The organism is Pseudomonas sp. WS 5021, assembly GCF_012985535.1.
GTDB lineage: Bacteria > Pseudomonadota > Gammaproteobacteria > Pseudomonadales > Pseudomonadaceae > Aquipseudomonas.
The window spans coordinates 595,426-615,052 of sequence record NZ_JAAQWP010000002.1 but is presented as its reverse complement, the minus strand read 5'-3'; the positions used below and the strand labels follow the sequence as shown (position 1 = coordinate 615,052).

The 19,627-nt window shown below is 61.2% G+C and carries 18 protein-coding genes; 15 read left to right on the top strand and 3 right to left on the bottom strand.

From position 1 onward, the window contains the following. Positions 1-11 precede the first annotated feature (11 nt). From HBO19_RS09000 to HBO19_RS08985, 4 genes are all read left to right on the top strand, one after another. Complete coding sequence (locus HBO19_RS09000) at positions 12-659, top strand: response regulator (RefSeq protein WP_170057325.1); 648 nt, start codon at positions 12-14, stop codon at positions 657-659. A gap of 147 nt (positions 660-806) precedes the next feature. Then, the gene (locus tag HBO19_RS08995) at positions 807-1,409 is read left to right on the top strand and encodes a fimbrial protein (protein ID WP_169951714.1); all 603 of its coding nucleotides are present in this window, start codon (positions 807-809) and stop codon (positions 1,407-1,409) included. 73 nt (positions 1,410-1,482) lie between these two features. Beyond that, positions 1,483-2,229 (top strand): molecular chaperone, encoded by a 747-nt coding sequence (locus HBO19_RS08990; protein ID WP_170057324.1) that lies wholly within the window; start codon positions 1,483-1,485, stop codon positions 2,227-2,229. Between the two features lie 79 nt (positions 2,230-2,308). After that, complete coding sequence (locus HBO19_RS08985) at positions 2,309-4,843, top strand: fimbria/pilus outer membrane usher protein (protein ID WP_170057323.1); 2,535 nt, start codon at positions 2,309-2,311, stop codon at positions 4,841-4,843. 90 nt (positions 4,844-4,933) lie between these two features. On the opposite strand, the gene HBO19_RS08980 is transcribed toward HBO19_RS08985, so the two are convergent. From HBO19_RS08980 to HBO19_RS08970, 3 genes are all read right to left on the bottom strand, one after another. Then, positions 4,934-5,527 carry a hypothetical protein gene (locus HBO19_RS08980; RefSeq protein ID WP_170057322.1) on the bottom strand — a complete coding sequence of 198 codons (594 nt, stop codon included), beginning with the start codon at positions 5,525-5,527 and terminating at the stop codon, positions 4,934-4,936. A 23-nt stretch (positions 5,528-5,550) separates the two neighbouring features. Then, entirely contained in the window at positions 5,551-6,465 is a 915-nt protein-coding gene (locus HBO19_RS08975; protein WP_169951721.1) for a tyrosine-type recombinase/integrase, read from the bottom strand. 108 nt (positions 6,466-6,573) lie between these two features. Beyond that, on the bottom strand, positions 6,574-7,374 hold the full coding sequence (locus HBO19_RS08970; RefSeq protein WP_170041391.1) for a hypothetical protein: 801 nt from the start codon (positions 7,372-7,374) through the stop codon (positions 6,574-6,576). A 451-nt stretch (positions 7,375-7,825) separates the two neighbouring features. On the opposite strand from HBO19_RS08970, the gene arnC reads away from it, so the two are divergent. The 11 genes from arnC to HBO19_RS08915 all read left to right on the top strand — a co-directional run bounded on the left by arnC (position 7,826) and on the right by HBO19_RS08915 (position 19,626). Beyond that, positions 7,826-8,860 carry an undecaprenyl-phosphate 4-deoxy-4-formamido-L-arabinose transferase gene (arnC, locus tag HBO19_RS08965; RefSeq protein ID WP_169951725.1) on the top strand — a complete coding sequence of 345 codons (1,035 nt, stop codon included), beginning with the start codon at positions 7,826-7,828 and terminating at the stop codon, positions 8,858-8,860. After that, positions 8,857-10,860 carry a bifunctional UDP-4-amino-4-deoxy-L-arabinose formyltransferase/UDP-glucuronic acid oxidase ArnA gene (gene arnA / locus HBO19_RS08960; RefSeq protein ID WP_170057321.1) on the top strand — a complete coding sequence of 668 codons (2,004 nt, stop codon included), beginning with the start codon at positions 8,857-8,859 and terminating at the stop codon, positions 10,858-10,860. The genes arnC and arnA overlap by 4 nt, the downstream gene beginning before the upstream one ends. Further along, positions 10,857-11,744: a 4-deoxy-4-formamido-L-arabinose-phosphoundecaprenol deformylase gene (gene arnD / locus HBO19_RS08955; protein ID WP_170057432.1), complete on the top strand. Its 888-nt coding sequence runs from the start codon at positions 10,857-10,859 to the stop codon at positions 11,742-11,744. Before arnA ends, arnD begins: the two co-directional genes overlap by 4 nt. After that, on the top strand, positions 11,741-13,396 hold the full coding sequence (arnT, locus tag HBO19_RS08950; RefSeq protein ID WP_169951729.1) for a lipid IV(A) 4-amino-4-deoxy-L-arabinosyltransferase: 1,656 nt from the start codon (positions 11,741-11,743) through the stop codon (positions 13,394-13,396). Before arnD ends, arnT begins: the two co-directional genes overlap by 4 nt. Continuing rightward, positions 13,393-13,740 (top strand): 4-amino-4-deoxy-L-arabinose-phosphoundecaprenol flippase subunit ArnE, encoded by a 348-nt coding sequence (gene arnE, locus HBO19_RS08945; RefSeq protein ID WP_170057320.1) that lies wholly within the window; start codon positions 13,393-13,395, stop codon positions 13,738-13,740. The genes arnT and arnE overlap by 4 nt, the downstream gene beginning before the upstream one ends. Next, positions 13,737-14,141 carry a 4-amino-4-deoxy-L-arabinose-phosphoundecaprenol flippase subunit ArnF gene (gene arnF / locus HBO19_RS08940; RefSeq protein WP_170057319.1) on the top strand — a complete coding sequence of 135 codons (405 nt, stop codon included), beginning with the start codon at positions 13,737-13,739 and terminating at the stop codon, positions 14,139-14,141. Before arnE ends, arnF begins: the two co-directional genes overlap by 4 nt. Then, on the top strand, positions 14,138-15,511 hold the full coding sequence (locus tag HBO19_RS08935) for a UDP-glucose/GDP-mannose dehydrogenase family protein (protein WP_169951734.1): 1,374 nt from the start codon (positions 14,138-14,140) through the stop codon (positions 15,509-15,511). Before arnF ends, HBO19_RS08935 begins: the two co-directional genes overlap by 4 nt. A 3-nt stretch (positions 15,512-15,514) precedes the next feature. Next, positions 15,515-17,122: a glycosyltransferase family 39 protein gene (locus tag HBO19_RS08930; RefSeq protein ID WP_170057318.1), complete on the top strand. Its 1,608-nt coding sequence runs from the start codon at positions 15,515-15,517 to the stop codon at positions 17,120-17,122. A 205-nt stretch (positions 17,123-17,327) separates the two neighbouring features. Beyond that, a complete protein-coding gene (locus HBO19_RS08925) occupies positions 17,328-17,495 on the top strand; it encodes a type VI secretion system contractile sheath small subunit (RefSeq protein ID WP_262376917.1) in 168 nt (55 codons plus the stop codon). Between the two features lie 161 nt (positions 17,496-17,656). Further along, a complete protein-coding gene (locus HBO19_RS08920; protein ID WP_170057317.1) occupies positions 17,657-18,361 on the top strand; it encodes an HPP family protein in 705 nt (234 codons plus the stop codon). Positions 18,362-18,519: 158 nt separating this feature from the next. Continuing rightward, positions 18,520-19,626, top strand: coding sequence for an enoyl-CoA hydratase/isomerase family protein (locus HBO19_RS08915; protein WP_170057316.1), 1,107 nt, complete (start codon positions 18,520-18,522; stop codon positions 19,624-19,626). Position 19,627 lies beyond the last annotated feature (1 nt).

Sequence of the window (19,627 nt, the reverse complement as noted above, 5' to 3'; positions counted from 1 at the left end):
GGGCCCGCCTTATGAAAACATTCACTGTGGTTATTGCAGACGATCACCCCATCGTGCTCCTGGGGGTGCGAGAACTCGTCGAGCGAGACGAGCGCTTTGAAGTCGTCGGTGAAGCGATCTGTTCGGCGGGCCTCATTGGCCTGCTTGAGCAGCAGCCCGTCGACATCGTGATTACCGATTACAACATGCCCGGCGATTCGCCCTACGGTGATGGCTTGAAACTGGTGGAGTACCTCAAGCGACACTTCCCCGAGGTGCAGATTCTGATCCTGACCATGATTTCCAACCATCTGATCCTGACCCGCCTGCAAGAGTTGGGGGTGGTTGGGGTAATCCAGAAAAGCCAGTTGCACACCGAAATCCAGGTCGCCCTCAAGTCCATTGCGCAACAGGCGCTGTATCGCAGCCTGGAGCCGGCCAAGACCTCGGTGATCGAGTCAATGACTGCCATTGATGCACGCTTCTCGACGCTATCGCCGAAGGAGTACGAGATATTGCGTTTATTCATTTCGGGCAAAAGTGTCAGTGATATCGCGCGCAGCCAGAATAGAAGCTCAAAGACTATCAGTGCGCAAAAAATTTCGGCCATGCGCAAACTTGAAGTCAGCAGTGATCAGGATTTATTAACTTATTGCCTGGCGCAGAATATTTTCAACTAGTTCGCACTTTATCAAGTAGTGCCATTTTTAACTAACTCGCGCTGTAGTGCTTTATAAGAATCGTCTTATTCTATCTAAGGCACAAATTCACTATTGTTCGTTGGCAGTTTCAACCCGTCTCTACAACCAACACTAACGGACATCATCATGAAGAAGTTTTCCCTGGCCCTTATCGCTGTGTCAGTTATTGCCGCCAGCGGCAGTGCGTTTGCCGAAACTACCCCGGGTACGGGTACCCCGGGCGGCGGCGGCAAAATCACCTTCACCGGTTTGATCAACAACGACGCTTGCTCGGTTGACGGTGCCAACGCTGATCGCGTGATCTCCGTCGACATGGGCACCGTCTCCATCAAAGACATGGGCACCGCTGAAAACCCGGCCTCGGGCCGTGTGACCGCCAAGGACTTCAACCTCAGCGTTAACTGCAACCTGGGCACTAAAGTGGCGATGATCTTTGACGCCAAAAGTGGTGGTTCAGGCCTGGTGACTGGTAAAAAAGTCCTCGCCCTGACCCCTGGTAACGGCAGCGCAAGCAACGTCGGTATCGCACTGCTCGACAGCACTGGCGCGCTGATCGACCTCAGCTCCCCGGCCACCGCTCGTATCGAAAGTGCCATGCACGGCCAAGGTGCCGTAGGCGGCGACGCAACCTTGAGCTTTGCCGCAGCCTATGTGACCACCGGTGCAGCCGGTGCATCCACCGCGGGTCGTGGTGACGCCACCCTGCCGTTCATCCTGCAATACGAATAAACGACACGCAGCGCCTGTCACGCGCGAGGCCTTCGGGCCTCGCCATTTATTCGACCACCAAACGGTAGACATCATGTTGCCTCGTTCCATTGCAGCAGGCCTCGGGCTGCTGACCCTGCTTATGGCGACCCAGGCTGCCGCGAGCATTTCACTGAGTGCCACCCGTATCGTCTTCGATGGCGATCACAAGGAGGCCAATATCACCGTGCGCAACGGTAACCAGGACGTATTGATTCAATCCTGGGTCGACACCAACGATGCGCAAGCCAGTGCTGCACCCTTCGCAGTAACCCCGCCACTGGCACGCATATTTGCCAAGGAGCAGCAGTTGCTGCGAATTCTTTACCAGGGTGCCGGGATGCCAACGGATCGTGAGTCCGTGGTCTGGCTCAATGTGCAAGAGATTCCCCAGGCCGCCGCCTCCGACAACACGTTGCAGTTGGCGGTACGCCAGCGCATCAAGGTATTTTTCCGCCCAGCGGGGTTGCCAGGTAGCGCGCTGTCGGCGCCCGCGCAACTGCAGTGGCAATTGCAAAAGCGCAGCGCTGACTCGCTGCTGACGGTCAAGAACCCGACGCTGTATCACGTGTCCATGGCCGACATACAACTGCAGGCCGGTAAACAAACAGAACTGGCTGCCGACTCGACAATGATTGCGCCGGGTGCCGAAAAACAGTTCAGCGTTAAACAACTCAATAGTCACGATGCTGTGCAGTTGTCTTTTTCCAGTATTAACGACTATGGCGCACAAGATAAATACACCGCACAACTTTCCACGCGTCTGACAGCCAAGGCCATTGAGGCGCGCACCCGGCAATAAGCATTTCCCTTAAACCCTTCAGGTTCGATTCGAGTGCGTACTCGCGTGCCTCGCCTGTCCGATAAGCAGGGATGATTGCATGTTTTTTCTTTTAGGCAGCAGGCCCAATCATTACATATCAAGCGAGCGCACTTTACGCGCGTCGACAACTTGCACGCTGTCACTGGCCATTCTTGCCGGTTCGCCCGCTTGGGCCGTTGCCGATGAACCGTCCCTGGAAGTGTTCAACACCACTTTTTTGCAAGGTGCACAATCGTCGGTCGACCTGCAGCAACTGCTCTCGGCCAACAGCGTGCTGCCTGGCAACTACCGGGTCGACCTGTACAGCAATGAGGTGTTGGTGGGCCGGCGTGACATCGACTTCAAACGCAACCCGCAGACCGGCCGGGTCGACCCCTGCCTGACCCTGGATCTGCTCAAGCAACTGGGCATCGACATGCCCCTCTTGCAGGCCCAGGGCAAGCTCGACCCCAATCAGCCCCAGGACTGCTACGACCTGCCGACGCTGATCGACCAGGCGACCTTGCGCTATGACGCCAGTCGCCTGCGCCTGGCGGCGAGCATTCCGCAGGTCGCGATGCAACGGGGCATGCGCGGTTATGTCGACCCAGAGCTTTGGGACGACGGCGTGCCGGCGGCATTTATCAACTATCAACTCAACAGCAGCCGCACAGGCGGCGACTATGAAACGCGTATCAACAACAACCTGGGGCTGCGCAATGGCATCAACCTGGGGGGCTGGCGGCTGCGTAACGAGTCGAACCTGAGCAGCGGTACCGGGCGCCCGAGCAATTTCACCAGCAACCGCAGCTATGTGCAGCATGACGTGACTGTGCTCAAGGGGCAGTTCAGTGCCGGCGAGATTTTTTCCGATACCGACCTGTTCGACAGCGTGCGCTACCGTGGCCTGAAACTGGCGTCCGACGAAGGCATGCGCGCCGACAGCGAGCGCGGTTATGCGCCGGTGATCCGTGGTGTAGCGCAAACCAACGCCACCGTAGAAATCCGCCAGAACGACTACATCCTGTACACCGCCAACGTCGCGCCCGGGCCCTTCGAGATCAACGACATCTACCCCAGCGGCTCGAACGGCGACCTGGAAATCACCATCATCGAGGCCGACGGCCGTCGTCACGTGAGCACCCAGGCGTTCTCCAGCCTGCCGATCATGGTGCGTGAAGGCCAGGTCAAATACAGCGTGTCGGCCGGTAAATTCAGCAGCAATGCTGACGGCTTGGCGAGCCCGCAATTTGTCAGCAGCACCCTCGCCTACGGCCTCACCAGCAACCTGAGCGCGATTGTCGGCTTGCAAGCCAGTGAAGACTACAAGGCGTTCTCCCTGGGAGTGGGCCGCAACACATCGCTGGGCGCCGTGTCCATGGACGTCACTCACTCGTCGAGCGCCGCCCAAGGGCAAACGACCCAGGGCAACAGTGTGCGTGCGTTGTATGCCAAGACCTTTGCCGGCACCGACACCAACTTCACCCTCGCCGCGTATCGTTACTCGACCGAGGGTTACCGCACCCTGACCGACCACGTCGAGGACACCAGCGAAGAGGCCGTCAAGCGCACCGGCAACTCGAAAACCCGTACCGACCTGACCATCAACCAGAGTCTGGGGCGCAACCGTGAGTTCGGCAGCCTCTACGTGAACGCCACCGACCAACGCTATTGGAACCGTGGCGGCTCCCAGAGCTTTTCAGCTGGCTACAACAACAACTGGGGCGACCTGAGCTACAACCTGGGTGTGACCCGCACCAAACAGATCGCCAGTTGGGGCGCACCCGACTCCGACACGCAGTTCAACCTGTCTGTTTCGTTCCCCTTGGGCAGCCAGCCTCGGGCACCGCGCGCGTTCGTCACCAGCAGCACCCAGCGAGGCGATACCAGCACCCAGGCCGGTATCAACGGTTATGTGGCCGATACCAGCGATGTGTTCTATTCGGTGCAGGCCGGCCATAGCAGTACGGGCGGCCAATCGGGATCGGCCAACATCAACAGCCGCACCTCCATAGCCGATATCAGCCTGGGGTACAGCCAGGGGCGTGGTTACGACTCGCAAAACCTCAACGTCGCCGGTTCGGTGGTTGCGCACGCCGGTGGTATCAACCTTGGGCAGACTGTCAGCGAAACCTTCGCCCTGGCCCAGGTGCCGGGCATCAGCGGGGCAAAGATCAGCAGCTACAGCGGGGTTGAAACCGGGCGCAACGGCTATGCAGTTATCCCCTCGACACAACCTTATCGAGTGAACTGGATCAGCCTCGACACCCGCGACCTGGGCGGCGACATCGAAATCACCCAGGCCACGCAGCAACTGGTGCCACGCCGTGGGGCGGTGGTATTGGCCCGCTACAGCGGCAAAAGCGGGCGGCGCGTGCTGTTTGAACTGTTTGATGCACAGCACCAGCGCATGACGTTTGGCGCCTCCCTGGAAGACGCCAGCGGCAAGCAATTGGCCATCGCCGACCCCAGCGGCAATGCCTTGGTGCTGGTTGAAGAAGACCAGGGCAGCCTGACGATCAAGTGGGGTGACCAGCAATGTACGGCGCCGTACGCCCTGCCCGCGCAAAACAGGGCGTTGAACTACGAGCGCCAGGCATTGACATGCCAATAAGCCGTAGCCCTTGTCGAGGGCGACACCGCTCAAATCTGCGATAGCGGCTCGACAGCGCCTGCACTTGATCTGCGGGGTTGTGCCTATCCCCTACTCTGGTTTGGATGGGCGATATTCCATGATGGTCTCATGGTGTATTTTGCCGCCTTCGTAGGTGATGGTTCGCTTCACATACATCGGCGAAGGCTCCAGGGGCTCAGGCAGTGTCTTGTCTCTCCTGAACAGGCCTTCAGACAAGATATTGACCCCCAGCGCACCCCCGAGAAAGCCCACAAACACGCCGATCATATCGACAATTTTAGCCATGATGGTGTATAGCGTTTCGCCATCATCCTCTTGCCTCTGCTGGTCTTTTTTTTGCGCGCATTCCTGGTTCTGAGCCTTGAGCGCAGCGCATTTTTTTTCGTCGGTATCGGCTTGCAGGCGCTGGTTCATTTGCGCTGTTTCTTGGGACTCAGCTTGCCGCTGCTCTTTGAAATCCATGTATTTGAACCACGAAACACCAGGCGGGACCATAGAAACAACCACCAGAATCAACCCCAGGTAGATATTCTGTTTCGCCGCCGTGATGCCCTTAAAGACCTTGCCGGAACGTACCCGCCACCCGATCAAAAAGGCGATCGCACCCCAGCCGCTCAGTGCAAGCAGGGTTGCCCACCAGAAATCATTAATGCTTGTAGTCATGCTTACTTCCTGAGTCTGAAAAATCAAAGATCAAATCGATCAATCGCCCGCCGCCGCTCGTTGTCATCGCGCACGTCGTAGCTGGCGGTGGTCTGGATATTGGTGTGGTGCGCCAGTTTCTGCGCAATCGACAAGTCATGCTCCTCGATCACCCGGGTAATGAATGATCGCCGGAAATCATGGGGCATGATCTTCACGCCCACCTGCTCGCCGCGTTGGCGGGCGATGTAGTAAATCGCATGTTTGGTAATGCGTTCGCGGGTGATGTGGCTGCCACGGCGGATGCGGTTGAACAGGAAGCTATCGTCCTGTTCCCCGTCCTTTAGATGCTCGCGGCGAAATTCCAGCCAGGCCTGCAACTTGGCAAACGCCCAGGCTGGCGCGTACTTGACCAGTTCCTTGTTGCCCTTGCCGATCACCCGCAGGCTGCGCTCTGCAAAGTTCACCTGGGCCAGGTCGAGGTTGACCGACTCTGACTTGCGCATCCCCGAGCCATAGAGGATTGCGATCACTGCCGCATCCCGCAGGCCCTGGGGCCTTGGATCGGCAGCGCAGACGTCCATCAGTTCGCGGATCAAGGTGCGGCGCAGGTTGCGTCCCTGGCTCAGGCGCGTGCCGGCGGTGGCTTTGACCGAGCGCATCTTCAGCAGGTGTTCCTGGCTGATCAGGCTGATGCGCCAGGCTTCGTTCATCACCCCGCGCACGGCGTTGACATACAGCGATGAGGTGTTGGGCGCGTACCCGTCTTCACGTAACACGGCGACCAGGGCCATCACGTGTTCGGGTTGCAACAGATGCCAGTCGATATCTTCCAGGTTGATTTCTTCGAAACCCAGGCGGTCGGCGGCGTCTTGCAGCACGTAGCGCATAGTCAATTGGCTGGAGGGCGCCAGGCGCGCGAGATAAAGGGTCAGGGGGTTGCGGGAAATCTCAGTCAAAATAGATCAGCCTTGAGATTAAATATCGAGACTAAGCCTATGTTTAATCTCGGTATTTATTGGTTTGGCGAGCGCCGAGTCTAACGCAGGTCGGCGCCGCATACCAAACTAGGGCTCATCCTCGGCCGGTGCCGGGCTCTGCTGCTGGCTCCAGTCGGCGTCCTGTTTTTGCATCAGCGCAAACCACTGCTGGCGCATGAAAACCAGCAGCTTGGCGGGCGCCTTGGCGAAGTCTTGCTCGTCGTTGTAGCAGCCTGGCAATGGCAGGTCGGTGCCCTGCTCCTGGTATTGACTGACCAGGGCCTGCTGCGCGGCAACCGTGCAATCGGTGGGCAGCGGCATACCGCGCAGCGCGCCGGCCTCCTCGTCCCACCAACTGGCGCCGTAGCGGTCGACCCCACGCAGCCCGTACTTGTGCGCCTTGCCGATGTGCATGATCAGCTTGAACTCACGGGGGCTGACATCACTGGTGCAGGTGCGTGAATAGCCCACGGTCACCTGGCTCAGACCGTCACCCAGCAGGTCGGTGACGCGGGTCGCGGCGTTATCGAAGTGCAGGCCGGCGTCGAACTCGCAGCGCTGCACATCGTCATGCAGCATCCACAGGCGCTTGGGGCGATCCCCTTCCAACAGGTACTGCGCGGCATAGATCGACGCCGATTGCGTGCCGTCGTCATCGCGCTCGCCTGCTTCCTGCTCGGCCAGTACCAGCAGGTTATGACCCTGGCGGTCATCCCAGCTGTACGCTGCCACTTGCTTGCCCTGCACCTCGACCCCGGGCGGAACCTGGGCCAGCGGCGTCAGGCTCACTTGCTCGGCAGCGCCCGCAGTCTGGGCAGCCCCCAGGGTCATCCACATCACTATCAACACCGGCCTTAACTGGCCCCGTAAAAACTGCACGCTATTCATCCGACTACCCTGGCAAGAGACCGCCTACTTTACCGGCACTTGCAGGGTGTTGCTGAGAAGATTGTTCAATCGCCATGGATTGCCAACCCGGTTAAATCAGCGCGAATACGCACTAAAGCACTTACGGATTAGGACTACGTGTAAACAGTTATCGTTTGTCTGCGTTCTTTATTGTCTAGCTGAACACTAGCTGTCTGCCCACCAAATAAACGAGTTTTTCATCTGCCTTTCATATTCGCTGGACAAATTTGCGCTTAATCTTGGCCGCAATACTTGGGGAAAGCCGGGTTTTGCTGACTAACTCCTTGATAATGCTTTACCTTTGGCCGTTATGGGCTTTACTCAGGGTGGCTCTGCACGCGGCTCTTTTTTATTGAACTGCCTGCACTTTCATCCGCTGTTTGTTGTCATCTCTACGCTCAAAGTTGCTCTAACCCGAGGTCATGAATCTTTGAAACCCTACCCTATTCATTGCGTGTCGATCGTTATCCCGGTCTACAACGAAGAACAGAGCCTGCCCGAACTGCTGCGCCGTACCCGTGCGGCATGCGAGCAGTTGGCCTATGCGTACGAAATCATCCTGGTGGACGACGGCAGCCGCGACAGTTCCGCCCAACTGCTGGAAGACGCGGCAAGCGAGCCCGGCAGCCATGTGGTAGCAGTGATCCTCAATCGCAACTACGGCCAGCACGCCGCGATCATGGCCGGGTTTGAACAATGTCGGGGCGAGGTGGTGATTACCCTCGATGCCGACCTGCAAAACCCGCCCGAAGAGATTCCACGCCTGGTCGAGCAAGCCGCCCTGGGTTACGACGTGGTCGCGACCGTGCGCAACAATCGCCAGGACTCGGCCTTTCGCCGCTGGCCTTCGCGCCTGATCAACCTGGCCGTGCAGCGCTCGACCGGCGTGGCCATGACCGACTACGGCTGCATGCTGCGTGCCTACCGGCGCACCATCGTCGACGCCATGCTCGCCTGCCGTGAACGCAGCACCTTTATCCCGATCCTGGCCAACGGCTTCGCCCGCCATACCACGGAAATCCTGGTGCACCACGCCGAGCGCGAACATGGCGAATCCAAATACAGCGCCATGCGCCTGATCAGCCTGATGTTCGACCTGCTGACGTGCATGACCACCACGCCCCTGCGCCTGTTGTCCATCGTCGGTTTCAGCCTGGCGGCCCTGGGCATGCTGTTTGCCTTTGCCCTGATCGTCATGCGCCTGGCCTTTGGTGCCGATTGGGCCGGCGATGGCCTGTTCGTGCTGTTCGCCGTGCTGTTTGTGTTTACTGGCGGGCAGTTCATCGGCATGGGCCTGCTGGGTGAATACCTGGGGCGCATGTACAGCGATGTGCGCGCCCGCCCACGCTTCTTTATTGAAAAGGTGCTGCGCAACGAGCCGACAGCCCCTGCGCCAGCGGTCATCGTTGATGGCCTGCCCTCTTCCCAATCGTCCACTTCCTCTTCCAGTCAGGTTTCGTCATGAGTTCAAAAGCTGTTGTCTTCGCGTACCACGACATTGGCTGTGCAGGCATCGAAGCCCTGCTCGCCACGGGCTACCAGATTGCTGCCGTGTTCACCCATGCCGATGATCCCAAGGAAAACACCTTCTACGGCTCGGTCGCCCAGCTGTGCGCGCGCCACGGCATCCCGGTGCACGCGCCGGAAGACGCCAACCACCCGCTGTGGGTCGAGCGTGTGGCCAAGCTCAACCCGGACTTCATCTTCTCGTTCTACTACCGCAACCTGCTGGGCGAAGCGCTGTTGGCCACCGCGCGCCAGGGCGCATTCAACCTGCACGGTTCGCTGCTGCCCAAGTACCGTGGCCGCGCGCCGGCCAACTGGGTGCTGGTCAATGGCGAAACCGAAACCGGTGTGACCCTGCACCGCATGGTCAAGCGTGCCGACGCCGGCGCGATTCTTGCCCAGCAAAAAGTCATGATCGAACGCAGCGACACCGGCCTGACACTCCACGCCAAGCTGCGCGAGGCCGCCACCCAGTTGCTGCGTGACGCGCTGCCGCAACTGGCCCAGGGCAAGTTGAGCGAAACCGCCCAGGACGAAAGCCAGGCCACCTGCTTTGGCCGCCGCACCCCGGCAGACGGCAAGCTCGTATGGCGCAAGCCCGCAGAAGAATTGTTCAACCTGGTGCGTGCCGTGACCCAACCGTACCCCGGCGCGTTCTGTGCGGTGGGCGAGCACAAGCTGATCGTGTGGCAAGCCGAAGTGCTCAAGGGCAATGAAGGCCAGGCGTCGGGTCGCGTGATCAGCGTCAACCCGCTGCGCATTGCCTGCGGTGAAGACTCCCTGGTCATCAACTTTGGCCAGCGCAATGACCACGGCCTGTACCTGACCGGCCCGGCCCTGGCCGATGAACTGGGCCTGGTGGACGGCTCGATCCTGCGCGGCGCCGAGTCGGGCGGTAAACCACGGCGCACCCGCGTGCTGATCCTGGGGGTCAACGGCTTTATCGGCAACCACCTGTCCGAGCGCCTGCTGCGCGATGATCGCTACGAGGTCTACGGCCTGGACATCGGCTCCGACGCCATCGAACGCCTGCGCAGCCACCCCAACTTCCATTATGTGGAAGGCGATATCAGCATTCACTCCGAGTGGATCGAGTACCACATCAAAAAATGCGACGTGGTCCTGCCGCTGGTGGCCATCGCCACGCCCATCGAATACACCCGCAACCCGTTGCGTGTGTTCGAGCTGGACTTTGAAGAAAACCTCAAGCTGGTGCGCTATTGCGTCAAATACAACAAGCGCGTGATCTTCCCCTCGACCTCTGAAGTCTATGGCATGTGCCAGGACCAGAATTTCGACGAAGACACCTCCAACCTGGTGGTGGGGCCGATCAACAAGCAGCGCTGGATCTACTCGGTCTCCAAGCAACTGCTGGACCGGGTGATCTGGGCCTATGGCGCCAAAGGCCTGAAATTCACCCTGTTTCGCCCCTTCAACTGGATGGGCCCGCGCCTGGATCGCCTGGATTCGGCGCGTATCGGCAGCTCCCGGGCGATCACCCAATTGATCCTCAACCTGGTGGAAGGCACGCCAATCCGCTTGTTTGACGGTGGCGAGCAGAAACGCTGCTTTACCGACATTGCCGACGGCATCGAGGCCCTGGCGCGGATCATCGACAACGATAACGACGCGTGCAACGGCCAGATCATCAACATCGGCAACCCGGACAACGAAGCGAGCATCCGCCAGTTGGGCGAAGAACTGCTGCGTCAGTTCGAGGCCCACCCGTTGCGCGGTAACTTCCCGCCATTCGCCGGGTTCCGTGATGTCGAAAGCAAGGCGTTCTATGGCACTGGCTATCAGGACGTGGCGCACCGCAAGCCGAGCATTGCCAACGCCAAGCGCCTGCTGGACTGGGAGCCGAGCGTGCAGATGAGCGAAACCATTGGCAACACCCTGGACTTCTTCCTGCGTGAAGCGATGCTGGAAATCGCCCAGTCCAGCGAAGCAGGCAAATAATGAAGGCAGGTCTGCGCATCGACGTCGACACCTACCGCGGCACCCGTGATGGCGTGCCACGGTTGCTGGAGTTGCTGGATGAGGCCGGAATCAAGGCGACGTTTTTCTTCAGTGTCGGCCCGGACAATATGGGGCGGCATTTGTGGCGCCTGATCCGCCCGCAGTTCCTGTGGAAGATGCTGCGCTCCAACGCGGCCGGGTTGTACGGCTGGGACATCCTGCTGGCCGGCACTGCCTGGCCGGGCAAGCCGATTGGCCGCGACCTGGGGCACCTGATGCGCCAGGCCAAGGCCGCCGGGCACGAAGTAGGCCTGCATGCCTGGGATCACCATGGCTGGCAGGCCAATGCCGGGCGCTGGAGCGATGCGCAGTTGGTGGAGCAGGTACGCCGTGGGCTCGACACGTTGGGCGATATTCTCGGCGCCCCGGTGGAATGTTCCGCTGCCGCCGGCTGGCGTGCCGATGAGCGGGTGGTGCAGGCCAAGCAAGGCTTTGGCTTGCGTTACAACAGCGATTGTCGCGGCGCCGGCCTGTTCCGCCCGATCCTCGCCGATGGCCGCGCCGGCACGCCGCAGATCCCGGTAGACCTGCCGACCTTCGACGAAGTGGTCGGGCCTCAGGTCGCGGCCAAGGACTTCAACGGCTTCATTCTTGATCGGTTCACCGAATCGACACTCAACGTCTATACGATCCACGCAGAAGTCGAAGGGATTCTTATGGCTAATGAATTTCGCCAGTTGCTCGCCCAGGCAGGGCAGCGCGGCATCCAATTCCAGCCCTTGGGCAACCTGTTGCCGGCCGATCCGGCGAGCTTGCCCCTGGCGCATCTGACACGCGGCGTACTCAGTGGCCGCGAAGGCTGGCTGGGAGTGCAACAGGCATGATCCGACGTTGGGCCCTGCCCCTGCTCCTACTGGCCTTCGGCCTGTGTTACCTGCTGCCGATGGTCACCCATGGCCTATGGATCCCGGACGAAACCCGCTACGCGCAGATCAGCCAGGAAATGCTGCTGACCGGCAAATGGGCGTCGCCGCACTTCATGGGCATCCGCTATTTCGAAAAACCGGCGGCCGGTTACTGGATGATCGCCCTCGGCCAGGCCCTGTTCGGGCAAAACCTGTTCGGCGTACGCGTGGCCTCTGCGCTGGCCACGGGCTTGAGCATCCTTTTGGTGTACTTCATGGCCCGGCGCCTGTGGAACGATCCACGCAAGAGCCTGGTCAGCAGCGTGCTGTACATGAGTTTTGTCAGCGTGGCGATGTCGGGGGGCTACGCCAACCTCGACCCGCAGTTCAGCTTCTGGGTCAACCTCAGCGGCGTGGCCTTATGGCTGTGCATCGACAGCCACAGCCGGCGGGCGCGCCTAGGCGCCTGGGCCCTGTTGGGGTTTGCCTGCGCCATGGGCTTCATGACCAAGGGCTTTTTGGCCTGGCTGCTGCCGGTATTGATCGCCCTGCCCTACATGATCTGGCAAAAGCGCTTGCGTGAGCTGCTGGCCTACGGCCTGGTGGCGGTGGCTGTGGCGATTGTGGTCAGCCTGCCCTGGGCGCTGATGGTGCATGCCCAGGAGCCCGACTACTGGAACTTCTTTTTCTGGCACGAACACATTCAGCGCTTTGCCGGTGAAGATGCCCAGCACGAAGAAGCCTGGTGGTACTACCTGCCGTTGCTGGCCGCATTCAGCCTGCCATGGCTGGCCCTGTTGCCCTCCACCCTGAAACAGGCGTGGCAGGAAAAACGTGCGCACACCACTGGCTTCCTGTTGTTGTGGTTGCTGATGCCCCTGGCGTTTTTCAGCCTGAGCAAGGGCAAGCTGCCGGCTTACATCCTGCCGTGCCTGCTGCCTTTGGCATTGCTGATGGGCCATACCCTGGCCGACAAACTGGCCCAGGCCCGTGGCCGGGTGTTGCAAGTCAATGGCTGGCTCAACCTGATCCTCGGGGTGCTGGGCCTGCTGGCAATTGTGTATTTCCAGCTGAAAAAGCCGATCTATGCCCACCAGCAGGAACTGTCGAGCCTGGTGCTGGTGTTTATCGTGTTGCTGGGCTGGATTATCGTCAATCTGCTACAGGCGGCGCGCCCGCTGCGCCTGTGGGCGGCGCCGGCCCTGGGCAGTTGGTTGCTGGTGGCCCTGGTGCCTGCGGCGTTGCCGCACTCGGTGGTGAATAACAAGACCCCGGACCAATTCATTATTGATCACGCCCAGGAACTGGCAGGTACCAATCGTTTGCTGAGCAACGACCTGGGCGCAGCCGCCGCCCTGGCGTGGCGGCTCAAGCGCCCGGATGTGACGCTGTACGACACCCTGGGCGAAGTCAAATACGGCCTGGCCTACCCTGACAGCGCTGCGCGCCGGGTCGACACCACACAAGTCCAGCAATGGATGACCGAGGCCCGCAAACAGGGCTCGGTGGGCGTGGTGATGCGCGTCAAGGGCGAGAGTGAAGTGCGTGAAGTCGAGTTGCTGCCCAGCGATGGCCAGCGCTACGAGCAAGGCAACATGGTGATCCTGGTGTTCCCGCAGGTGGCGCCTTGATCAGCCTGCTGCTGCTCCTGGCCGCGTGCCTGCTGACCTGCATGGGCCAGATCGCGCAAAAGTATGCCGTGGAAGGCTGGCGTGGCCAGCCGGCGGGCTGGGGCGTGAAACTGCACTCGCCCTGGCTGTGGCTGGCGCTGCTGTGCCTGGGCCTGGGCCTGCTGGTGTGGCTGCTGGTGCTGCAACGCCTGGAAGTGGGAATTGCCTACCCGATGCTCAGCCTGAATTTTGTACTGATCACCCTGGTGGCGCGCTTTGTGTTCCATGAGCCGGTAGACCGCCGCCACTGGGTCGGCGTGGCCCTGGTGATGGCCGGCGTGCTGCTGCTGGGAGGCCAGGTATGAGCCGGTTGCGCGGTTTCACCCTGGCGTTGTCCAGCGTGGTGCTGGTCAGCGCGGCCCAGTTGGGCATGCGCTGGAGCATGACACGCTTGCCATTGCCCGCCGACTGGCTCACCGCGCCCATGGTTGATCCCGTGGCCTTGGGCGTGGTGGCCCTGGCCATCGTGGCCTACGCCCTGTCGATGCTGTGCTGGCTCGGTGCGCTGGCGCATCTGCCCCTGAGCCGCGCCTATTCGTTGCTGAGTATCAGCTACGTCCTGGTGTACCTGCTGGCCGCCAGCCTGCCCGGCTTCAACGAACCCTTTTCCCTGTCACGGACCTTGGGGGTGGCACTGGTCATCCTCGGCGTTTTGACCATCAACTCCCGTCGTATCGGCAATACAAGCCCCAGGAATGCCCCATGAAAATCAGCGTATTTGGTAGTGGTTACGTTGGCCTGGTACAGGCCACCGTATTGGCCGAGGTCGGTCACGATGTGATCTGCATGGACGTTGACGAAAACAAGGTGCGTCTGCTGCAACAGGGCCATGTGAGCATTTTCGAGCCGGGGCTTGCCAGCCTGGTCCGGGAAAACCTGGAAAACGGCCGATTGACCTTTACCAGCCAGGAAAAACTCGCGGTCGAGCATGGCGAAGTGTTGTTTATCGCGGTCGGCACGCCCTCGGACGAGGACGGCTCGGCAGACTTGAAGTACGTACTGTCGGTGGGTGATGCGGTGGCCCGGCATCGTGTCGAGCCGGTGATCCTGGTGGAGAAATCCACGGTCCCGGTGGGCACCGGCGACACCCTGCGGGCCCATATCGACAAGGCCCTGGCTGGGCGCAGCCTGGTGTTCGATATCGTCTCCAACCCGGAATTCCTCAAGGAAGGCTCTGCCGTGGCTGACTGCCGGCGCCCCGACCGGATCATCATCGGCTGCGAGCGCGAAGAAGTGCGCGAGGTGATGCGTGACCTGTACGCGCCGTTCAACCGCAACCACGACCGCATCATCTTCATGGACGTGCGCAGCGCCGAGCTGACCAAGTACGCCGCCAACTGCATGCTGGCCACCAAGATCAGCTTTATCAACCAGATCGCCGAACTGGCCGAGCACCTGGGGGCCGATATCGAGTCGGTGCGCCTGGGCATCGGTGCCGATTCGCGGATCGGCTACCACTTTATCTACCCTGGTTGCGGCTACGGCGGCTCGTGCTTTCCCAAGGACATGCGCGCGCTGATCCACAGTGCCCGCCAGGCCAACTGCTCCAGCGACCTGCTCGAAGCGGTGGAAGCCATCAACCAGCGCCAGAAAAGCAAACTGTTCGAGCGTATCCGGGCGTTCTACAAGGGCGAGTTGCGCGGCAAGACGTTTGCCTTGTGGGGCCTGGCGTTCAAGCCCAACACCGACGACATGCGCGACGCGCCGAGCCGGGTACTGATGGAGTCGCTCTGGGCCGCCGGGGCCAACGTACGGGCCTTCGACCCCGAGGCCATGCAGGAAACCCAGAAGCTCTACGGCGATGACCCGCGCCTGATGCTGATGGGCACCCCGGAATCGACCCTGGGCGGCGCCGACGCCTTGATCGTCTGCACCGAGTGGCAGCAGTTCAAGGCACCGGATTTCGACCTGCTGCACGCGCGCCTCAAGGCGCCGGTGATCTTTGACGGGCGCAACCTGTATGACGCCGAGCGCCTGGCGCGCAAGGGCTTTGACTACTTCCCCATGGGCCGTGGGCAGTCTTGCGAGTTGCCGATCCCCCAGCAACAGTGGGTGCCACGGTTGCTGGAGGCCTGAGGCGTGGACTCGCTGCTCGCGCCTGCCTTGCGTCGCCAGTCCTGGGGCGTCGGGGTGCTGGCCCTGTTGCTGTTTGTCGCCGGTAACTGGGACCAGGCAATTATCGGTTTCGACTCGCGCTTCGTGCTGTTCGCCCAGGAAATGCTGCGCCACGGGCCGGGGTTTTTCCCCACCACCTATGGCCAGCCATATGCCGATTACCTCTCGACCTCGACCCTGCTGACCTGGCTGTTGTCGCTGCCCCTGGGGCGCGTCACCAGCCTTAGTGCGTGGCTGCCGACGGCCATCGCTGCGGCGGTCATCGTTGCCCTGCTCTACCGCCTGACGGCGCCTTACTCCCGGCGTTGGGCGCTGCTGAGCATCGCGTTGCTGTTGCTCAGCAGCACGTTTATCAGCGAAACCCGCTCGGTTTCCCTGGACCAGATGCTGGCGGCGGTGACCCTGGCGGTGTTTTACCTGGGCTATGCCCATGATCATTTCGCCAGCCCCCGGCGCCTGCCGTGGCTGTTGCTCCTGTTGCTGCTGGGGTTTGCCATTCGCGGGCCCATCGGCCTGGTGATCCCCACTGGGGTGTTGTGCAGCTATTACCTGCTCAACCGCCAATGGCGGCCGTTGTTCAGCTTCGGCCTGCTGGCCCTGGCGTTGCTGGTGGCGTGCGTGGGCTTGCTGCTGTTGCTGGCCAAGCTCAGTGGCGGCGAGGCCTTTATGCAGGACGTGATCCGCATGCAGTTCCTCGGGCGCATGGATGGCCGCGAAGGCTCCAGCAGCGTGCTGTATTACTTCAGCAGTTCCCTGGGCAATTACGCCCCGGCGTACCCGCTGGCCCTGTTGGCGCTGCTGGCGGTGCTGCAAAGAGGCCGGCGCGCGTCCGATAGCGGCTGGCAACTGCTGCTGGGATGCATCGCTGCGGGGTTGATCGTGATGCTGGGCCTATCGATCCCCGAGGCGAAGAAAGCCCGCTATGTGTTACCGATGATGCCCATGGTGGCGATCATCGCCGCGTATCCGTTTCATCGGGCGGATGGGCGCCTGTTCAAGGGGCTACGGGGCTTGATGCTGGGGTTATGGGCACTGGCTCCGGGTTTGCTGGTCGGCGCGCTGCTGGTGGCCCGGCATCGTTTTGGCGCGCAGGTGGAGCATTTCCAGGGCGCGTTGGGCCTGTTGATCGGCTTGCAGGTCGTTGTCGTCGCGATGCTTGTGAAGTGGCGCTGGCGCCCTGTGGGACCGGCGTTTTGCGCGGTGCTGGCGGTGTGGAGCGTGTACATCCTGGTGGTCGAACCCCTGGAACGCCGCCTGTATGACACCCGCACCTTTGCCCGCGAGGCGCAGGCGCTGATTCGCCAGGACCCCGCGCCGCTGGTGTTGCATGGCCTGGGCAAAGACGCCAAGGCCATCAAATTCATGGTCAATGTGGAGTGTGACCGGGTGCCGCTGTTCACCCAGGCACCTGCCGACCTCGCAGCGCTGCCGGCGCCGGCGTGGCTGGTGATGGACAAGGCGCAATTCGATGGCCTGGAGGAGCCGCGCTGGCGCGGATTAACGCCGGTGCTTGTCGGGCAGTTCGATAAAAACCCCTACGTAATGCTGCATCTGGAGCCGCTTGCGCCTTGAGTGTGAGTCATCAAGAAAGCTCCTACGTTTGTATCCGTAAATGCCGGTAGCGGTTCCCCTACCGGCTCTCTGACCCCACCGGTAAACTCGTTTTACATTTGCGCCACCATTCGCGCCACATCGTTACTGCCCTCAGAGGACCGCTGCCGTGCCTGACGAGCAATTGCCTGTTGCTGCCGAGCCTGTACACGTCGGCTATATCCCGCTGCCCACCCTCGACCGCCTGATGGAACTGCGCGACGCCCTGGTCGCACTCAAGGGGCCGTTGGCCAGCGACCCACAGTTGCGGGAAAGCGTGCACAAATCGCTGATCAATGCCGAGAACCACGAGCGTGTCCTGGGCAAGGTCTGCTCAGGGCCCCGGTGGGCTTGATGCAAAATTACTGCACTTAACCTGCATTAATATGCATTGGCGCCAGTGTTGATTGATCGGCACACTGCGCCGGTTCCTCCCCCAAATGTTGGAACTTTCGAAGGGCTTTACGGGAAACCGCAAAGCCCTTTTTTTGCCTTTCAAGATCGGACTGCCCCGCAATGCTCGCTCGCTGGATCCCCGCTGCCATCAATACCCGTCCCGCCGAATGGAGTCGTGCCGCCATCGGCATGGCCCTGGGCACCCTGTTTACCGTATGGCTCTGTGCCCAGGTGTATGGCCTGGAAGTGGCCATGCACCTGCTGGGCCCGCTGGGCGCCTCCGCCGTGCTGTTGTTTGCGGTGTCATCGGGGGCCCTCGCCCAGCCATGGTCGATTATTGGCAGCTATCTATGCGCCAGTGTGGTGGCCTTGCTGGTGGCCCGCGTCTTGGGCCGGACCCTGGGCAGCGCCTGCCTCGCGGCGGGCATGGCGTTGATCCTGATGTGCTGGCTGCGTTGCCTGCACCCGCCTTCCGGTGGATTGGCCATGACCCTGGTGCTGGCCGACCCGGCCACCATCGCCCTGGGCTGGCAGGAAGTCGGCCCGGTCATGCTCGGCGCTGGCACCTTGCTGCTGTCGGCCCTGGCCTACAACAACCTGACCCGCACCCGTTACCCCAAGGGCCCGGCTGAAACCCCAGTGGTGGTGCCGACGCCGTCCCCAGAGGTGGATGCAAAAATCACCGCCGCAGACCTGGAACAAGCGTTGGCGCAAATGGAGCAGTTTTTTGACGTTACCCCCAGCGAACTGGAGGAACTGATCCATATCGCCGAAGACCATGCCCGCCGCCGCAGTATCAGCCAGGTGCTGGCCAGCCGGGTCTAGCCAAGCCTGCCCAGTTTTTTATCGAATGCCTCGCTGCATAAATGCAAAGATGACCTGCAGGATTCCGGCTTGTACTGGGCAAATTTGCACTGGTACGATCCGGAGATGGTTCGCCCGCGAACACTTTGATAAAGAACAATAAAAGCAGGGAGTTACAGATGACTGCTCAGGCTCAGTCCCAGGCGACACGCAGCACCGAGTCCTCCCAGGACAGCGTCCTGGCCGAAGTACGCAACCACATCGGCCACCTGACCCTCAACCGCCCCGCCGGCCTCAACGCCATCACCCTGGACATGGTCCGCAGCCTCTCGGCGCATTTGCGCGTCTGGGCCGATGCGCCCGAGGTGCACGCCGTGGTGTTGCGCGGCGCCGGTGAAAAGGCCTTCTGCGCCGGTGGCGATATCCGCTCGCTGTACGACAGCTTCAAGAGCGGCGACACCCTGCACGAAGACTTCTTCGTCGAGGAATATGCCCTCGACCTGGCCATCCATCACTACCGCAAGCCGATCCTCGCCCTGATGGACGGCTTTGTCCTGGGCGGCGGCATGGGCCTGGTCCAGGGTGCCGACCTGCGGGTAGTCACCGAGCGCAGCCGCCTGGCCATGCCGGAAGTGGCCATCGGTTATTTCCCGGATGTGGGCGGCAGCTACTTCCTGCCGCGCATTCCCGGCGAACTGGGGATTTACCTGGGCGTGACCGGGGTGCAGATCCGCGCCGCCGACGCTTTGTATTGCGGGCTGGCTGATTGGTACCTGGACAGCGCCAGGCTGGCGGAGCTGGACCACAAACTCGACCACCTGCAATGGCACGACTCGCCACTCAAGGACCTGCAAGGCCTGCTGGCCAAGCTCGCCGTGCAACAATTGCCGGATGCGCCGCTGGCGGCCCTGCGCCCGGCCATCGACCACTTCTTTGCCCAGCCCGACGTACCGAGCATTGTCGAACAGCTGCAACAAGTCACCGTCGCCGACAGCCATGAATGGGCCGTGAGCACAGCGCAACTGATGCACACCCGCTCGCCATTGGCCATGGCGGTGACCCTGCAGATGCTGCGGCGTGGACGGCACCTGGCGCTGGAAGATTGCTTTGCCCTGGAACTGCACCTGGACCGCCAGTGGTTCGCCCGTGGCGACCTGATCGAAGGCGTACGCGCATTGTTGATCGACAAGGACAAAGCCCCGCGCTGGAACCCGCCAACGTTGGCGGCACTGGACCAGCGCCATGTCGACAGCTTCTTCCAAGACTTCGCGAAGAACGGGAACTAAC